The following is a 17,919-nucleotide window of genomic DNA, read 5'->3' as shown; positions in this document are numbered from 1 at the left end:
CTTCAAAATTCCGATTTGGCAATTACTTTTGTTGCTCCGAAAAATTCTAGCAATTCTTTTTCGTCTGTAGAAAGTGTTTCTACAAGCCAAAATTCATCTTCATAAATGTAGATTTCATCATCGACAAATACTTCATTGCCTTTATGATCAGTACCATATAATTTAGACTCTTTAATCGGATTTCCGAATTTACGAGTATGATAAACTGCAGGATGTTCCATTTACTCCACTCTCCTTATTAACAATGGTTCAGGATAAACATAACCATCATAGTTATTCTCGTTATCTCGCCTTGTTGAGTATTTATATTGCTTGTCCAAATATCTAAACACTTCTTTACGATTATTACCTTTTGCATAAAGCTTCCCTGTGTCTTTACCAATTGCTATAATCAACCTTCTCACCTTCTTTCAAAGTGCATCTAAAAAGCTATAAATCAACCAAACTAGCAAAACAAAATACAATCCGCCATACCAAATTTTAAGCAGCATCAAAACCAATCCTTTCTTGCTAATACCTGCTTATTAGTCAAATCACGATTAGCGTTATCAACTGTCTCTTTCTCACGTTGCATACGATTTAACTCTCTTTTCAAATCAAGAAAATGTTCAAAATAAATCTCTGATTCTTTAAATTCTCCGTTTTCCAGGCAACCCATAAACAAGCGATAATATTTATGCATTTCTGCTTTATGGTGCAGTGCAATTTGTTTATCTTTTGCTGTGTAAGCATCAGTGAATGCCATTTAATCACCATCCTTAAGTACAAATCCAACGACACATTTATGAGGATTTTTCCTTGTCGCCAATCGTCTTTTAGCTGTTGGTGTATTTAACCATCTAATATAGCTGGGTAGTACATTTAACTGTTTCGCACATTCTTTTGATGTTCCAATTGCAAGCAACTCTTCACCTTTGTAGACGGCATATTCTCGCATATTACTCACGCTCCATTTCCTGCGCTTTAAATCGATAATGCAAACCAAGTGTTAAATTAAAACTAATTGCTAATACTGTAAGGACAAACCATATTTCAAATAGCATTTAGTGCTGTCTCTCTTTCTTCTAAAATAGATTGGTAATATTCGTACAAAAACGAGTTATTCTTTTGAAATTCCTTCATTGCATACGGATCACCAACAGGAATCTCACAGGCTTCTTCCACATCCGATACTAATCGGTTTAGAGATTCTAGCTTTTCTGCGTTGTTGTAACTGTAATGTTTGATGTTGTTAAATCGGTGAATAATGTCTACCATGTAGCCTATTCGCATTTTCTTCACCTCCTTAAGACGGAAATTCAATTTCCCAAATTCGATTTAAAGTTTCTTTCAAAAACTTTATTTCCAAAACTGTTTCGTTATAAATTTCAGGAACATATTCATCCCCGCTTCGAATATCATCAATATCTTCTTGCAGCATTCTTTGCCTTTCTCTTAATTCATCTTTAAGGATTGATAATTTACTTTTTGCCATTGCTTTCACCCCCAAGTCCCATTTGCATAGTACTTAAACCACTCGCCGTTTTGGTAATACACTTCTATACATCTTTCATCAGCATTAACTTTTAATTTTTTCACTTGATTTAACTGATAGTTCTTTCGTTCTTCTGTTCCGACAGCATTGATATGCTTCACATGTGTTTTTTCGAACACTCGTTGAGCTGTTGGATGTAACCTTTCATAGATATGCATTAAATTAACCCTCCAATCTTTCAAGATAACTAAGTAAAAATTGAGTTGTTTTTGCTGCAGGAAAGTACCATTTACCACCTAGCTTCACCTTAGGAAAATCAGACATGTAAAAGAATGTTCTTTGAATGTTAGACCAGCTCATACAAGTCCTTCGTACCAGTTCGTTTTTATCCCACATGACCATATCAAATTCGGCTCTATCTAACCGTTTTTGAATTTCTTCACGACATATCTCCTCTACTAGAGATTGATCGATTTTGACTTCAATCACCTAACTAACCTCCATTTCTAAATCCCTAAAATTTTACGAATATGCTTTACATGTTCCTGTGCTTTTGGACCAGTACGCTTACCATTCAAAATATCTGATAGGTACGGTTGAGATATTCCAAGCATTTCTGCTAATTCCGCATGTTTCATTTTCTTCTTGTATAGTTCATTACGAACCCTGATACTTAAATCTTGTGGCATTTTTCTCACTCCATTCTACTAAAATGTTTAATTTTGCTATTTAATTAGCTAAAACTATTGACAATAATTAAAGAAAATTATAGAATACAGACATAGCTAAATAAGACTTTAAAAAGCCTGTAATTATGCATTTATCCGTTCCCCAACGTCAAAATTCGCATTTAGATAGGTCGTATTTTTTATTGTCTTTTTCGCTAATTAAATAGCTTACCTAGAGTATATTAAAGATTTTTATAGATGTCAACATTAAATTAAAGAAATCTTTAAATAAACTGGTGTAAGTGGCTAGGATGGTTGATATGAGTGCATTTGATATAGTAAAAAAATTGTGTGAAGAACAGAAAATTTCCGTTGTAGAACTAGAAGAACGATTAAGCTTTAGTAGAAATTCATTGTATTCTTGGAAAAAGAATAAGCCTTCTTCTGATAAATTAGAAAAAGTAGCAGACTACTTCGATGTATCTACTGACTACCTACTTGGTCGTACAGATAAAAAGCGTTACTACGATTTAACAGAGAAAGACGAAAAAGATATTCAAAACGAATTGAAGAAAATTATTAATGGAGAAGAGGTGGATAGTGCATTTGCAGCATTTGACGGGAAAGTATTAGAAGAACTAAGCGAAGAAGATCGTGAGCTTTTAATAGCTTCATGGGAAAATACGTTACGCTTAACAAAAAGAATAGCTAAAGAGAAATTTACTCCGAAAAAATACAGAGATTAAAGCGCGGTGATTCCTTTATGTTTATCAGAAAAAAAGTGGAGCAATTAGTTAAGAAATACAATACCAATGACCCTTTTGAATTAGCAGATAAGTTACATATTAATATTGTCTTTGAACCATTAGGAAGCATACAGGGTTATTACAGCAGGTCTCACCGTACAAAAGTAATTCACATCAATGATACCTTGTCACCTAAGAAGCGACTATTTACTTGTTCACACGAAATGGGACATGCCATATTACATCCAAATGAGAATACATCTTTTTTAAAGTCACAAACTCTATTCTCTACAGATAAGTTAGAACAAGAAGCGAACTTATTTGCATTGGAACTCTTATTATCGAGAGAAGTTTTTCAGCCTATTACCGTTGCGGAAGCAAAAGAAGAATACGGAATACCTGAACAACTTCTCCATAAAAATTTTTACCCTTGAAGCAGAACGTATATTCTCATTTTAAGGAGGTGATGGACTTTTTTATTGCTATGTATCTACTAATTATTGAAGGGAGAAATTTAAATGGGAATCAGCTATAGAAAACGAAACGGTAAGTGGGAATATCGTATACGCTATTTAGATCCATTCACAAACGAAAAAAAAGAGAAATCCAAAATGGGATTTACAACAAAACCCGAAGCAAGATTCGAAGCACAGAAGATGGAAGAACAACTACTCAATAATTTTGATTTAGCAAGTAGCAATATATTATTAGAAGAGTATCTTTATAACTGGCTAGAAGAATATAAAAATGGTGTGGTAAGAAAAAATACTTACATATCACACAAAAGAAATATCGAGAAACAAATCTTACCCTATTTCAAAAATATTGAATTAAAAGCGATTAAACCCACGATGTATCAGAAGTTCTTAAACTCATTGTATAAGAAGAAATACAGTAAAAGAACGATTGAAATTATTCATAGCACTATGCACAATGCAATGGAAAAAGCAATACATTTAGATTTGATTAATCGCAATCCAACTATTGGTTCTGTAATCAAGGGTGTAGAAAAGGATCGTGAAGTAAAATTTATTGATTCTACAGAAATCCCTGCATTCTTAACAGCAGCCTATCGATATGGTTATATCTACTGGCTATTCTTTAGCTTTATGATTGATACGGGAATGCGTAAAGGAGAAGTGGCTGCACTTCAATGGTCTGATATCAACTTCAAAGAAAAGACTGTTCGAATAAACAAAACATTAGATTTCCAAGCTAAATCTGATGAAGAATTAATGGGAGATCCGAAAACTTTTCGCTCTAAGAGAACTATAACTTTAACAAATAATACTATCCAGCAATTAAAAGATCATTTAAAGTGGCAAAATATAAACAAACAAAATTTAAATGATATTTATCGTCATGATTTAAATTTAGTATTTTGTCGAGAGGACGGAGATATCATGCCAAAATCTAGTTTGTTTAATGCTTTTCGCCGCATATTAAAACAGGCTGATATATCAAATTTACCTATTCACTCTTTACGACATACTCACGCAGTATTACTTTTAGAATCAGGAAATGATATGAAGTTCATTCAGGAGAGATTAGGACATGGAAGTTATCAAATTACAGCTGATGTATATTCTCATATTTCTAAACGTTTAGACGAGAAATCAATGGCACGATATGAAGATTATTTTAATGAAATTAAAAAGGAAAATCCAAAAAAAGTGGGGCAAAAGTGGGGCACACAAAGAAATCATCCCTAAACTAAAAAAATAAAAAACCCTCAACACCAATAGTGTCAAGGGTTTTCGCTTATTAATACATTTGAATATATTGTTCTCTTTCCCATGGGTGGACTTGAGTACGGAACATATCCCACTCAATTTCTTTAGATTCAACAAAATGTTCAAATAAGTGTTCTCCAAGTGATTCAATGATCACTTCGTCTTTTTTCAATTCTTCTAACGCATCAGCTAAAGTAGCAGGTAAATCAACAATTCCATTTGCTTCTCTTTCTTCTTTGTCCATAATATAAATGTTGCGATCAATTGCTTTAGGTGCTTCTAATTTATTTTTAATGCCATCTAAACCTGCTGCCAATAATACAGATAATGCTAAATAAGGATTTGCTGCAGGGTCTACACTACGTACTTCTACACGTGTACTCAATCCACGAGAAGCAGGTACACGAATTAATGGACTACGATTCGAACCAGACCATGCCACATAACAAGGTGCTTCATATCCTGGTACAAGACGTTTATATGAGTTAACTGTTGGATTTGTCACAGCAGTAAATGATAATGCATGTTTGATAATACCTGCAATAAATTGATATGCTGTTTCACTTAATTGCATTGGTCCATTCTCATCTAAGAAAGTATTTGTTTTCTCTTTAAATAAAGACATATTACAGTGCATACCTGAACCGTTCACTCCAAATAGTGGCTTCGGCATAAATGTTGCATGTAAACCATGTTTACGCGCAATTGTTTTAACAACTAATTTAAATGTTTGAATATCATCCGCATGTTTAACAGCATCTGAATATTTGAAATCAATTTCATGTTGACCAGGTGCTACTTCGTGGTGTGAAGCTTCAATTTCAAAGCCCATTTCCTCTAGCTCTAAAACGATATCACGACGACAATTTTCACCTAAATCTGTTGGTGCAAGGTCAAAGTATCCACCTTTATCATTTAATTCTAAAGTCGGTTCACCTTGCTCATCTAATTTAAATAAGAAAAATTCTGGTTCTGTACCAATATTAAATGCAGTAAATCCTAGTTCTTCTGCTTTTTTCAAATTTCTTTTTAAGTTAAAACGTGGGCAACCTTCAAAAGGAGTACCATCTACATTATAAATATCACAGATAAATCGAGCTACTCTTCCTTTTTCAGATGTCCAAGGGAATACAACGAATGTGCTTAAATCAGGGTGTAATTTCATATCAGATTCTTCAATACGCACAAAACCTTCGATTGAAGAGCCATCAAATACCATTTGATTGTCTAATGCTTTATTAATTTGACTTACAGGTATTTCCACATTTTTAATTGTTCCTAATAAGTCTGTAAACTGTAATCGAATAAATTTAACATTTTCTTCAGCAATCTTCTTTTTGATTTCTTCTTTAGAAATTCCCATTTAATAAAACTCTCCTTTATTATTTAATGGAAGAATCGTGATAATTCTCCCTGTCTTAACGAAGTTTTCCCTAATCTTCCTGCATCAAACAATTCTTTTTGAAGCATTCGACGTAACTCTTTTTCAGTTAATTCTGGTGTTTCCTCTGATTCGACAGTTTTAGGCATCTCTTTCATTTGAAAGACTTGCTTAATTCCAGCTAGGTTAATTCCTTTTTCAATCAATTCCTTAACCTCTAATAATCTGTCCACATCATTAAATGAAAATAGGCGCTGATTCCCCTCAGTTCTGGAAGGATGTATCAATTGATGCTGTTCATAATAACGGATTTGTCTAGCTGTTAAACCTGTTAACTGCTTTACAATACCAATGGAAAATAAGGGCATCGAACGTCTATCCAATCCGCTCACATCTTCACCTCTTTCAAATAGAAATATGTATCAATACATACATTATAACGGCATCGCAACAAATGTGTCAAGATGTGTTAGGAAAACTAACATCATTTTTATCTTAACTTTTTATTCAACTTTTGGACTGCTTGTATAATGGCTATTTTTACATGAGCATAGGTTAATCCACCTTGAACAAATGCAGTATAAGGCGCTCGTATCGGACCATCAGCTGTTAATTCAAGACTTCCTCCCTGCATAAATGTCCCTGCGGCCATAATTACATCATCATCATAACCTGGCATTGGCGCAGGATATGGTGTTACATGTGCATTGATAGGTGAAGAAGCTTGAATCACTTGGCAAAATGCAATCATCTCCTCACGATTGTTAAATGTAACTGATTGTATTAAATCCGTACGAATCTCATTATAATTTGGTGTTGTTTGAAATCCGATGGAGTTTAAGTAATAAGATGTAAAAACAGCTCCTCTCACAGCTTCACTTACGACATGTGGAGCTAAAAATAGCCCTTGGTACATTTCTTGTAACATTCCTAAGCTTGCTCCGATTTCTTTCCCGACTCCGGGTGCTGTGAGTCGATTTGCAGCTTGTTTAATAAGTTGGGCTTTCCCTACAACATAGCCCCCTGTTCGCACAATACCACCACCAGGATTTTTTATTAGAGATCCTGCTATAATGTCTGCACCAATTTCGATTGGCTCTTTTCTTTCTACAAATTCTCCATAACAATTATCAACAAAAATAACGATATTAGGATATATTTGCTTTATTTCTGTAATTACCTGTTCCATATTATTTATTGTGATAGAAGGTCTATTATCATAACCTTTCGAACGTTGAATCGCAATCATCTTCGTCTTAGAAGTAATTTGTTCATAGACCTTTTTCATATCAATGGTGTTATTGTTCAATTCTACAAATTTAGACCGAATGCCAAAATCATGTAGTGAGCCATTATTATCATTGTTTGAAAAAATAACACTATGTAATGTATCATATGGTTTCCCAGTTATATAAAGTAGTTCATCACCTGGACGCAAAACCCCAAATAAGGCAAGGCTAATTGCATGTGTACCTGACGAAATTTGAGGGCGTACTAATGCATCTTCTGCTTTAAATATGGTTGCATAAACTGCTTCTAATTTATCTCTTCCAAAATCATCATATCCATAGCCTGTCGTAGGATTGAAATCACTATCACTTACTTGATGCTTTCTAAATGCCTCTAATACCTTATGTTGGTTGAATAATTCTATATTATCTATCGCTTTTATTTGATGCTTTATTTTACTTTCTACTTGCTCGACAATTTGTTCAAACTCCACGGTGTACTTACTCCTTTATTTCTTTCATTATTGGATGATTTTTGTTTACGAAACCTTGTACTTTGTAACTAAATGCTTCTTCCACATATTCTTCTTTTGTCACCAATGTGACGTTTTGTAATCTAGATAATAAATTTCCGTTATTTTCTTCCACGAAAATAGAATAAGGAAGCCAAATGTCTTGAATTCGTTCTTCAATACTTACTTTTATTTTATCTAAATCCTTTTCCTCAAATGCACTAACTAATAAACTTGGTTGGGAATTAGCAACAAAGTTTTCTTCGTTGATTAAATCTTTTTTGTTATAAATGGTAATTAACGGAATTTCATTAGCATCTAATTCTTCTAATAATTGTAGTACAGTCTTCTCATGATCTTCCTTATCCGGTGCATTTACATCTATTACATGTAGAATTAAATCTGCTTCTTTTACTTCTTCTAATGTAGATCGAAATGCTGCAATTAATGCTGTAGGTAAATCTTGAATAAATCCAACTGTATCTGTGATTGCAACATTTAACCCACTTTTTAGTCGCATCTTTCTAGTTAATGGATCTAGAGTTGCGAACAATTTATCTTCTTGTAAAGAATCACTACTTGTTAATTTGTTAAAAAGTGTGGACTTCCCTGCATTTGTATATCCGACAATTGCAATTTGGAATAGTTTATTTCTTTTTCGATTCAGCCGATATTGTTCTCTTTGATTCACCACAACATCTAGTCTTGCTTTTAATTCATCCATTCGTTTTTGAATATGTCGTCTATCTGTTTCTAATTTTGTTTCCCCAGGACCACGAGTACCTATCCCACCACCTAATCTAGACAAATTAGCACCTTGGCCATGTAATCTTGGTAACATATATGCATATTGAGCTAATTCTACTTGTAGCTTACCTTCTTTTGTTCTTGCTCTACTTGCAAATATATCAAGAATCAATTGACTACGATCAATAACTTTCACATCTAGAATTTCTGTTATATTTCTAATTTGACTACCTGAAAGTTCATCATTAATGATGACAACATCGATTTCATCTGTTTCACATAGTTCTTTAATTTCTTCTAATTTTCCTTCACCTACATATGTAGCACGATGTGGACTTTTTCGATTTTGGGTAATGAGATGCATTACTTCACCATCTGCTGTTTTAGTTAATGATTTTAATTCTTCTACTGAATAAACAAACCGTTCACTCATTGTTTGCTCTGTATTTACAGCAATGATTATTACTTTTTCGATATCAATCACCTTCTTTTTTTCTCATAGTATTTACTTAATCTGTTTACATATTTCATTTGTTTCCTAATAAAAATTAGCGCTATTAGATGATAATAGCGCTAACTTTCTATTCTTTATCTAAATTTACATTTTTAGCTGGAACAAATGTCGAAATGGCATGTTTGAATATTAATTGTTGTTTTCCTTCTACTTCTAGTAAAACAGTAAAATTATCAAACGCTTTTACAATTCCTCGTAATTGAAAACCATTCGTTAAAAAGATAGTTACTGGAACTCGTTCTTTTCGTAATTGATTTAAGTATTGATCTTGAATATTTACAGATTGTGACATCCTATTTCCTCCTCATTTTTTCTCTATGTTACTTATTCTATTTTTTTCTTAAGAATCCTTCTAAATCAAGTAAAATATTTTGAAAAACTTTGTCTTTTGTTTCTAAGGTAATAGCATACCATTCCACATTCATTTTATTTCTAAACCAAGTATACTGTCTTTTTGCAAAACGTCTGGAATTTCTTTTTAAAAGTTCTATCGATGTTTCTAACTTTTCTTCACCTTGTACATATGGAATCAATTCTTTGTAACCAATCCCTTTCATACTTTGACAATCTAAATAGTCTTTTTCTACCATATATTGTACTTCATTTAGTAAACCTTTAGCAATCATTTCATCTACTCTTTTGTTAATTCTATTATATAGTACAGATCTCTCCATGTCTAAACCAATTATTTTAGAGTCATATATCGAATTGGTTGACTGTATACTTTGCTCTGTCATCGTTACGCCGGTTCGGTCATATACTTCTAATGCTCTTATTACTCTTCTTTCATTATTTGGATGTATTTTTTTTGCTTGCTCTGGATCGATTTGTTGTAAGCGACCGTAAACATAATCGATTCCATGTGTATTAATATCATCAATAATTTTTTGTTCATATTGATTGTCTCTTGCTTCATTCGAAAATTGATAGTTGTATAGAACAGATTGTATATATAGACCGGTACCTCCAGCAATGATTACATTTTTGCCTCGACTATGAATATCTTCAATGCATTTTCTAACTCTACTTTGAAAATCTGCAACGGAAAAAGATTCATATGGTTCAAGGATATCTATCATATGATGCGTAATTCCATTCATCTCTTCTTTCGTTACTTTTGCAGTTCCAATATCTAATTTCTTGTATACTTGCATCGAATCTCCACTTATCACTTCACCATTAAACTTTTTCGCTATTTCAATACTTAAAGCTGTCTTTCCGACTGCTGTTGGCCCTACTATCACGATTATCTTTGGTTTCATTCTACATTCCTTTCAAGCAACATTGCGCTTTGTTGCTACATTACCCGTTTAAACATTTTTTCCATCTCGTATTTCGTAAACTTGATAATAATTGGTCTGCCGTGAGGACAAGTAAATGGTTCTTCACATGTACGTAAATCATCAAGTAAACGTTGCATGTCTTGTGTTGTTAAATAATGATTTGCTTTAATAGATTTTTTACATGACATTAAAATAGCTGTTTCTTCTCTCAACTTATGAATATTTATCTGCTGTTCTTTAATTAGTTGGTCTACAATATCTCTAATAACCTCAGATTCGCAACCTTTAGGAAACCATGTCGGATGTGCTCTGACGATATACGTATTCTGGCCAAAATTCTCAAAAAATAGACCTACAGCTTTTAAATCGCGCTGATGTTGTTCAATATATAATGATTCTTGATGAGTAAATTCAAATGTTAAAGGCACTAATAGGTTTTGTAATTCACTCTCTACGTCTCCTATTTTATCCTTATAAAATTCGTATTTAATACGTTCTTGAGCAGCATGCTGATCAACAATAAACAATCCTTCTTCATTCTGCGCAATAATATATGTGCCATGATGCTGACCAATTGGATACATTATCGGTACTCTTTCCTTAGTATCCACAATCGCATCTTCCATTGACGTTGTCTCATGTTGAAGGGCGTTTATGTTCTCTTCATTTTCAAGTGGATCATCGACTTTTTTATCATTCAAAATTTTTTCATTCTGTTCATAAGAATTTTTATCCATTTTCAACTCATTAAAAGAATTATTGGAATATTGTTCGTTTGGTTCTTCTCGGATTGGCACTTCTTCATCATTAATAATATTAAAATCCATTGTGTGTTGAACAGATTGTTCTTTTTCTTTAAAAGAAGGTTTACCAGATGGAATGAGTGTCAATTTGTGTAAACTATCTTTAATCATTTGCTCAATTGCTGTAAACAACTCTTTTTCTTTACTAAAGCGAACTTCTAATTTCGTTGGATGTACATTGACATCAATTAGAATGGGATCCATTTCAATATTTAAAATCACAATCGGTTGTTTACCAATCGGTAAGAAAGTATGGTAGCCATTTGTTATTGCCCTAGCTAATCCAACACTTCTAATTACTCTACCATTCACCACTGTTGTCATGTAATTTCTTGAAGACCGATACACTTCAGGTTTTGCAATGTATCCATGTATATTGTAATCCATCGTTTTTGTTTTTACTGAAATGAATTGTTTGGCAACAGACATACCATAGATATTCGCTGCTATTTGACGTAAATCCCCTTGTCCTGTTGTTCGAAAAATCATTTTTGAATTATGCATTAATTCAAATCGAATGTGTGGGTGAGACAATGCCATTCTATTTAATATATCTGTAATATGGCCTAATTCTGTATGAATGGTTTTTAAATATTTCAATCTAGCTGGTGTGTTAAAAAATAAATCAGATACGACAATCTCTGTTCCTTTTCTTGCATCACTTTTCTCTTCATTAATTACATTGCCGCCTTCAATGTGCAATACTGTACTTGCTTCATTCCCTGTGGATGTTTTTATTTTCAACCTACTGACAGCAGCAATACTCGCTAATGCTTCTCCTCTGAATCCTAATGTTCTCACATGGAATAAGTCATTTTCATTCTTTATTTTACTCGTAGCGTGTCGCAAAAATGCTCGCTTGATGTCATCTCGTTGTATTCCATTCCCATCATCTGTTACTTTTATCGTTTGTAAGCCCGCTTCCTCTACTTCTACTTTAATCCATGTACTATTTGCATCAACACAATTTTCTACTAATTCCTTCACAACAGATGCAGGTCTTTCTACAACCTCTCCTGCTGCAATTTTATTAGCTAAATAATCAGGTAATTGAATAATTTGCATTTAGGAACGCCCTTTCAGTCCTTTTGCTTTTTTTTGCAATGTGTAGAGATGATTCATCGCTTCCATTGGTGTCATATCTAACACATTCATGGAATATAATAACTCCACTAATTCATTTAACTGCTTTGGTGTCTGTTTGTTTTTCGGTTCTATTTCTTCACTAAAGAAGCTAATTTGTTCTTCTTTACAATTACTTGGTAATTCGTTTGTGTTGGATACTTCTTTTGATTTTAATTCAAATTCATCTAAAATGATTTTTGCTCTACTTATTAAATGACTAGGAAGTCCAGCTAATTGCGCTACATGAATACCATAACTTTCATCCGCAGCACCTTCACGTATTTGGTGTAAAAAGACGACTTTACCATCCACTTCTTCTGCTTTCACATGAATATTCTTCATGCCATGCAGTTCTTGATCTAATGTTGTTAATTCATGATAATGTGTAGAAAATAATGTTTTTGCATGAATCTGATGATGAATATATTCCATAATTGCTTGAGCTAATGCCATTCCATCATACGTACTTGTTCCACGTCCGATTTCATCTAATAAAATTAAACTATTAGAAGTAGCGTTTTGTAATGCATTATTTGCTTCTAACATTTCTACCATGAATGTACTTTGACCTGAAACAAGGTCATCAGCTGCACCAATTCGTGTAAATATTTGGTCAAATATCGCTAAAGTTGCTTCTTTTGCAGGTACAAAACACCCTACTTGTGCCATGACAATAGTTAATGCAAGCTGCCGCATATACGTACTCTTACCTGACATATTTGGTCCTGTAATTAGTAACATAAATTGTTGATTATCTAGAGCTACATCATTAGGCACAAATGTATCACCTGACATCACTTTTTCAATGACAGGGTGTCTACTTTCTTTCAGTACAGTCTGACCGTCACTAGAAAAATTTGGTCTCACATAATTATTTTCTTCACTTACAGTAGCAAAGCTTTGCAATACATCTATTTCACTTAAAATATCAGCTAAATTTTGTAACTGTGGAATGAAATTTTTGATTTCTTCTCTTAATGCGACAAAAAGTTCATATTCCAATCCAACACTCTTTTCTTCTGCTTCTAGGATTAATTCCTCTTTTTCTTTTAATTCGTTTGTAATATATCTTTCTGCATTTGCTAATGTTTGCTTTCTTTCGTATCTGTCTGTTGGAATAAGATGTAAGTTTGCTCGTGTCACTTCAATATAATATCCAAATACTTTATTAAATCCTATTTTTAATGATTTAATCCCAGTTTGTTCTTTTTCTTTTTGTTCGAGTTCTGCAATCCAACTCTTCCCATTCCTAGATATGTGCCTGTATTGATCTAAGCTTTGATTATATCCATCTTTTAGTAAGTTTCCCTCATTGATAGAGATTGGCGGATTTTCTGCAATACTACTTTCTAGTAGCTCTAATAAATCTGGTATGACGATTACTCTTTGTGCTAATTGATGAATTGCAGTATTGTCGAATATCTCAAGTCCTTCTTTAATTTGAGGAATTTGTTGTAATGATTTCTTTAATTGTAACAAATCTCTACCGTTCACATTTCCGAAAGACACTCGTCCACATAATCTCTCTAGATCATAAACTAATCTTAATGATTCTCGAATATTCTCTCTTTCCATAAACTGATTATAGAATCCTGTTACAATTTCTAATCTGTTCTCTATATGATCTCGTCTGAGTAGTGGCCTTTCTAACCATTTTTTCATTTTTCTTGCGCCCATTGCTGTAATGGTTTTATCCAATACCCACAATAAACTACCGAATTTCTCATTTCGCATCATAGAATGTGTAATTTCTAAGTTTCTTTTAGAATACATATCTAAATTCATGTATTGTTTTAATTGAATGACTTGTACTTTTTTCAAATGATTAAATGCACGTTTTTGTGTGTGGAATAAGTACATTAATAATTGTTGGCAAATAGGCAAAAGATGTGACTGATTTACATTGTCTAATAAATGATTCATATCTTCAGGGAACTTGGAATATTCCGCTGGAAGAGAAACAGTTAACTGCATGCGAATTTTTAAATCATTTATTTCAGAATCACTCAAGTTCTCATCAATAACAATTTCTCGTATTGGCCGGTTATAGACTTCACTTAATACAGCTTGCCAACTATTTTCAATCTCCATAGCGAAAATTTCACCCGTTGACATATCTGCGTATGAAAAACCATATAGACTATCTTCTAGAAGAGTAACTGCCGCAAGATAATTATTCTCTTGTTCTTTCAACATTGCACCTTCAATTACTGTGCCTGGAGTAATGACTTGTACAACTTCTCGTTTGACCACACCTTTAGCTGTTTTAGGATCTTCTACTTGCTCACATATCGCAACTTTGTATCCTTTTTCTATTAAAACTTTTATATAATTTTCAGCTGAATGATGAGGTACACCACACATTGGTATTTTCTCATCTTTTCCTGCATTCTTTTTCGTTAATGTAATTTCTAATTCTTGTGCTGCTTTTACTGCATCTTCAAAGAACATTTCATAAAAATCGCCTAAGCGAAAAAATAAAAAGCTATCTTTATATTCTGCTTTTATTTTTAAATATTGTTCAATCATTGGCGTATAACCCATTATTTATCCCCCAAAATCCTAAACTTGTCTCAAAATATTATAACATAGAACGAAATACGTGTGAAAAAGGAAAGATACATGTAATTCATTATTGATCACAAAAAAATACAGTGTGGAGATACCACACTGCTTGATTTATTCTTCATCATCATGACTGAAGAAATCAGGATCAATGGATTCTAATTCATCATCTGAAATCGAGTAGTCACAATCATCATCGTCACATACTCTACCTTTTGGATCTACTTTCACACAGATTTTTGTTTCACCAATTACTTCTACAACAAATTCTCTTTCGACATCTACTTTAATTTTGTTGCCTCTTGTCTCGATTGTGCATTCTAGGCAATTTGGCTGTTGAATCGCTTTTGCAATTACTTCACAAGCATCTCCTAAATGATGTTTGTCGCGAATGGACAATGGTATTTTGTCACAATATTCTACACGTTCTGAGACTACTTCTGTTTTTGTGTTGTCATTATAAGAATACCAAATGTTCACATCATAACTTCCATGGATTTCCACAACATCTTTCTTCACTAATTTTGCATGATAGTTATGATTAATGATCCAACAACCTAAAATACTTGTTGGACGATGAGTTGGTGTAATGATATCAGTATCTTGTGTGAATTTTCGTCCTTTTCCAATAACGGCTTTTGTAATAATTTCTCTGTATTGTTGGTCTAGAAAAGACATGGTATGTTTACCTCCCTTTCATTTCAATCCATCATATGCGAGATATTCACCTATAGTGCCTAATTCTTATATAAAAATTACTGACCATAGATTCTAATTTATCCTATGCAATCGCCTAACAATTCGTAACAATAATTATCAAAGTTACATAGATGAAAGAATCAATAGCAAGAAAACAATCATCGTTATAGAAATTAAAAAAAGGTTGATGCATACATATTGATTTTCACACAGAGACGAACTCTGTCATATGTATCGTTTCGCAACAAAAGAATGATAAGATACGAAACTACACTAATTAATAAGTATTATGTGCAAATAAGCCAGAGCGGTTGCAAAGCACATGTGAAATTTCAAAAATATATCTAGTTTCCTTCTAAATACGCAAAAAATCCAAACGATTCGAAAGTTATTGATCGAATCATTTGGATTTTTGAAATTAAAATATTCTATTATTCTTAACAAGTATGTCCTTTTACTGAACCTGTTGAACCAGACAGAATATCTCCACCTGTGGAACGAATGATTTCATTTGTAATCTCTCTAGCTAAAGTATTAGATACAAGCTGTAATAAATCATTAATTACAACTTGTGATTCTTTAAATTCTTGAACTACTGGAATTTCATCGATTTCTGCTTGCAATCGATCAATTTCTTTTTCCACTTTTCTCAAAGCTTCTTCTTTCCCGTACGCTTGGAAATTTACTGCTTGTTTCTGTAATGCTTTAATTTTTTTGATTGTAGCTTGTACTTTTGTATTTTCATTAATTTTTTCTTCTAGTTGTTTGAAACGTTCGATTTCATCGATTTCTGACATCATTTTTGCTAAATGATGTGCTTCTTCTATAATTTCAGTTCTAGTATATTTCGCCATTTACTTCACCTCAATAGCTTCCTCTATTAATTCTCCATCAAGTGTCCATGTTTTTGCATTAGTAACTTTGACTTCAACTATGTTTCCAATAATTGATTTTGGACCTTTGAAATTCACCAATTTATTTCTCTCTGTATAGCCTGACAATACATCAGGATCTTTTTTACTTTCACCTTCAACTAATACTTTTACAATTTTACCTTCATATTTTTTCATCGCTTCTCTTGATTGTTTATTAACTAACTCATTTAATCGTTGTAGTCTAGCTTTTTTTACTTCCATAGGAATATTATCTTCCCATTTTGCAGCAGGTGTGCCTTCTCTAGGTGAATAAATAAATGTGTACGCACTTTCAAATCCTACTTCTTCCATTAATGTCATCGTTTCTTCAAATTGTTCGTCCGTTTCATTAGGGAATCCAACAATAATATCTGTTGTTAATGTTGCATTTGGCATAGCTTGACGAATTTTCTTCACTAGATCTAAGTAGTCTTCTCTTGTATAACGTCTTGCCATAACTCTTAGAATGTCAGAACTACCAGATTGAACAGGTAAATGAATATGATCTAATAAATTGCCACCTTGTGCCAGCACTTCAATTAATCTATCATCGAAATCTCTAGGATGTGAAGTAGTAAAACGTATTCTAGGAATATCTATTTTACTTATTTCATTCATTAAATCACCTAAACCGTAATCTATATCTAGGTCTTTACCATATGCATTTACATTTTGACCTAGCAACGTAACTTCTTTGTAGCCTTGTGCAGCTAAATGACGAACTTCTTGAATAATATCTTCAGGTCGTCTACTTCTTTCTTTTCCTCTAGTATATGGTACGATACAGTACGTACAAAACTTATCGCAACCATACATAATATTTACCCATGCTTTAATCTTTCCATTTCTAACTTTAGGTAAATTTTCAATAATGTCTCCTTCTTTAGACCAAACTTCCACAACCATTTCTTTCCCAAACATTGCTTCATTTATCAACGTAGGTAAGCGATGAATATTATGAGTACCGAAAATTAAGTCGACAAAAGGATGCTTTTTTAAAATACGATTCACAACGGATTCTTCTTGTGACATACACCCACATACACCAATAATCAAATCAGGTTTTTCTAACTTCAATGGTTTTAAATGACCGATTTCTCCAAAAACTTTATTTTCAGCGTTTTCGCGAATGGCACATGTATTTAATAAAATGATATCCGCATCATTGGTATCTTCTGTCGATTGATAACCCATATTTGTTAGTATACCTGCCATTATTTCTGTATCATGTTCATTCATTTGACATCCATATGTACGGATTAAGAACTTCTTCCCTTTTCCAACTGCTTTCATTTCTAACGGAATATCAAAATCATAATGGATATCTACATCTTTCTTTCTTCTACTTCTTGCTTTTTTCAAATTTGGTGGTTCATATGTTGTTTGAAAATACTTTGATATTAATTCATCACTTGATAGTTTCTTTAAACGATCTAAGTTATCATTCGTATCGGATTTTACGTCCGTCGAATTTTCTCTGTTAATTTGTTGACTTTCTAATCTTTGCTTTTCATTCATTTATGAAA

Annotated in this window: 23 protein-coding genes; 3 read left to right on the top strand and 20 right to left on the bottom strand. The window is 32.8% G+C overall.

What is annotated here, in order from left to right; genetic code table 11:
- Nucleotides 1–2: 2 nt before the first annotated feature.
- From ACFOZ1_RS06660 to ACFOZ1_RS06620, 9 genes are all read right to left on the bottom strand, one after another.
- Nucleotides 3–221: a hypothetical protein gene (locus tag ACFOZ1_RS06660; protein WP_390197414.1), complete on the bottom strand. Its 219-nt coding sequence runs from the start codon at nucleotides 219–221 to the stop codon at nucleotides 3–5.
- Complete coding sequence (locus ACFOZ1_RS06655; protein ID WP_390197412.1) at nucleotides 222–395, bottom strand: hypothetical protein; 174 nt, start codon at nucleotides 393–395, stop codon at nucleotides 222–224.
- A gap of 95 nt (nucleotides 396–490) precedes the next feature.
- The gene (locus tag ACFOZ1_RS06650; RefSeq protein WP_390197409.1) at nucleotides 491–745 is read right to left on the bottom strand and encodes a hypothetical protein; all 255 of its coding nucleotides are present in this window, start codon (nucleotides 743–745) and stop codon (nucleotides 491–493) included.
- A complete protein-coding gene (locus tag ACFOZ1_RS06645; protein WP_390197406.1) occupies nucleotides 746–937 on the bottom strand; it encodes a hypothetical protein in 192 nt (63 codons plus the stop codon). It lies immediately after the preceding gene.
- A 95-nt stretch (nucleotides 938–1,032) separates the two neighbouring features.
- Nucleotides 1,033–1,272, bottom strand: coding sequence for a hypothetical protein (locus tag ACFOZ1_RS06640; RefSeq protein ID WP_390197404.1), 240 nt, complete (start codon nucleotides 1,270–1,272; stop codon nucleotides 1,033–1,035).
- Between the two features lie 13 nt (nucleotides 1,273–1,285).
- Nucleotides 1,286–1,474: a hypothetical protein gene (locus ACFOZ1_RS06635; protein ID WP_390197402.1), complete on the bottom strand. Its 189-nt coding sequence runs from the start codon at nucleotides 1,472–1,474 to the stop codon at nucleotides 1,286–1,288.
- A gap of 5 nt (nucleotides 1,475–1,479) precedes the next feature.
- Nucleotides 1,480–1,692 carry a hypothetical protein gene (locus tag ACFOZ1_RS06630; protein WP_390197399.1) on the bottom strand — a complete coding sequence of 71 codons (213 nt, stop codon included), beginning with the start codon at nucleotides 1,690–1,692 and terminating at the stop codon, nucleotides 1,480–1,482.
- Between the two features lie 4 nt (nucleotides 1,693–1,696).
- Nucleotides 1,697–1,963 (bottom strand): group-specific protein, encoded by a 267-nt coding sequence (locus tag ACFOZ1_RS06625; RefSeq protein WP_390197396.1) that lies wholly within the window; start codon nucleotides 1,961–1,963, stop codon nucleotides 1,697–1,699.
- 17 nt (nucleotides 1,964–1,980) lie between these two features.
- On the bottom strand, nucleotides 1,981–2,163 hold the full coding sequence (locus tag ACFOZ1_RS06620; RefSeq protein WP_390197393.1) for a helix-turn-helix domain-containing protein: 183 nt from the start codon (nucleotides 2,161–2,163) through the stop codon (nucleotides 1,981–1,983).
- Nucleotides 2,164–2,462: 299 nt separating this feature from the next.
- Here ACFOZ1_RS06620 and ACFOZ1_RS06615 point away from each other — a divergent pair, with 299 nt between their 5' ends.
- From ACFOZ1_RS06615 to ACFOZ1_RS06605, 3 genes are all read left to right on the top strand, one after another.
- The gene (locus ACFOZ1_RS06615; RefSeq protein ID WP_390197390.1) at nucleotides 2,463–2,888 is read left to right on the top strand and encodes a helix-turn-helix domain-containing protein; all 426 of its coding nucleotides are present in this window, start codon (nucleotides 2,463–2,465) and stop codon (nucleotides 2,886–2,888) included.
- A 17-nt stretch (nucleotides 2,889–2,905) separates the two neighbouring features.
- Complete coding sequence (locus tag ACFOZ1_RS06610; RefSeq protein WP_390197387.1) at nucleotides 2,906–3,322, top strand: ImmA/IrrE family metallo-endopeptidase; 417 nt, start codon at nucleotides 2,906–2,908, stop codon at nucleotides 3,320–3,322.
- An 84-nt stretch (nucleotides 3,323–3,406) separates the two neighbouring features.
- Complete coding sequence (locus ACFOZ1_RS06605) at nucleotides 3,407–4,600, top strand: tyrosine-type recombinase/integrase (protein ID WP_390197384.1); 1,194 nt, start codon at nucleotides 3,407–3,409, stop codon at nucleotides 4,598–4,600.
- Between the two features lie 52 nt (nucleotides 4,601–4,652).
- Here the strand turns inward: ACFOZ1_RS06605 and glnA are convergent, their stop codons facing one another.
- The 11 genes from glnA to miaB form a co-directional block, all read right to left on the bottom strand.
- Nucleotides 4,653–5,984, bottom strand: a complete 1,332-nt coding sequence (gene glnA / locus ACFOZ1_RS06600) for a type I glutamate--ammonia ligase (protein WP_390197381.1) — start codon at nucleotides 5,982–5,984, stop codon at nucleotides 4,653–4,655.
- A 23-nt stretch (nucleotides 5,985–6,007) separates the two neighbouring features.
- Nucleotides 6,008–6,394, bottom strand: coding sequence for a MerR family transcriptional regulator (locus ACFOZ1_RS06595; RefSeq protein ID WP_390197379.1), 387 nt, complete (start codon nucleotides 6,392–6,394; stop codon nucleotides 6,008–6,010).
- A 98-nt stretch (nucleotides 6,395–6,492) separates the two neighbouring features.
- Nucleotides 6,493–7,725 carry a methionine gamma-lyase family protein gene (locus tag ACFOZ1_RS06590; protein ID WP_390197377.1) on the bottom strand — a complete coding sequence of 411 codons (1,233 nt, stop codon included), beginning with the start codon at nucleotides 7,723–7,725 and terminating at the stop codon, nucleotides 6,493–6,495.
- Nucleotides 7,726–7,732: 7 nt separating this feature from the next.
- Nucleotides 7,733–8,971: a GTPase HflX gene (gene hflX, locus ACFOZ1_RS06585; protein ID WP_390198088.1), complete on the bottom strand. Its 1,239-nt coding sequence runs from the start codon at nucleotides 8,969–8,971 to the stop codon at nucleotides 7,733–7,735.
- Between the two features lie 100 nt (nucleotides 8,972–9,071).
- Nucleotides 9,072–9,296 (bottom strand): RNA chaperone Hfq, encoded by a 225-nt coding sequence (gene hfq, locus ACFOZ1_RS06580; protein ID WP_390197375.1) that lies wholly within the window; start codon nucleotides 9,294–9,296, stop codon nucleotides 9,072–9,074.
- Nucleotides 9,297–9,333: 37 nt separating this feature from the next.
- On the bottom strand, nucleotides 9,334–10,266 hold the full coding sequence (gene miaA, locus ACFOZ1_RS06575; RefSeq protein WP_390197372.1) for a tRNA (adenosine(37)-N6)-dimethylallyltransferase MiaA: 933 nt from the start codon (nucleotides 10,264–10,266) through the stop codon (nucleotides 9,334–9,336).
- A gap of 35 nt (nucleotides 10,267–10,301) precedes the next feature.
- Nucleotides 10,302–12,155 carry a DNA mismatch repair endonuclease MutL gene (gene mutL, locus ACFOZ1_RS06570; protein ID WP_390197369.1) on the bottom strand — a complete coding sequence of 618 codons (1,854 nt, stop codon included), beginning with the start codon at nucleotides 12,153–12,155 and terminating at the stop codon, nucleotides 10,302–10,304.
- The gene (gene mutS / locus ACFOZ1_RS06565; RefSeq protein ID WP_390197366.1) at nucleotides 12,156–14,759 is read right to left on the bottom strand and encodes a DNA mismatch repair protein MutS; all 2,604 of its coding nucleotides are present in this window, start codon (nucleotides 14,757–14,759) and stop codon (nucleotides 12,156–12,158) included.
- 135 nt (nucleotides 14,760–14,894) lie between these two features.
- Nucleotides 14,895–15,458: an outer spore coat protein CotE gene (locus ACFOZ1_RS06560; RefSeq protein ID WP_390197363.1), complete on the bottom strand. Its 564-nt coding sequence runs from the start codon at nucleotides 15,456–15,458 to the stop codon at nucleotides 14,895–14,897.
- 458 nt (nucleotides 15,459–15,916) lie between these two features.
- Nucleotides 15,917–16,333 carry a YlbF/YmcA family competence regulator gene (locus tag ACFOZ1_RS06555; protein ID WP_390197360.1) on the bottom strand — a complete coding sequence of 139 codons (417 nt, stop codon included), beginning with the start codon at nucleotides 16,331–16,333 and terminating at the stop codon, nucleotides 15,917–15,919.
- Nucleotides 16,334–17,911, bottom strand: coding sequence for a tRNA (N6-isopentenyl adenosine(37)-C2)-methylthiotransferase MiaB (miaB, locus tag ACFOZ1_RS06550; protein WP_390197358.1), 1,578 nt, complete (start codon nucleotides 17,909–17,911; stop codon nucleotides 16,334–16,336).
- Nucleotides 17,912–17,919: the final 8 nt, after the last annotated feature.

The organism is Gracilibacillus marinus, from assembly GCF_042651725.1.
Classification (GTDB): domain Bacteria; phylum Bacillota; class Bacilli; order Bacillales; family Amphibacillaceae; genus Gracilibacillus; species Gracilibacillus marinus.
This window is presented reverse-complemented; position numbering and strand designations above follow the sequence as displayed.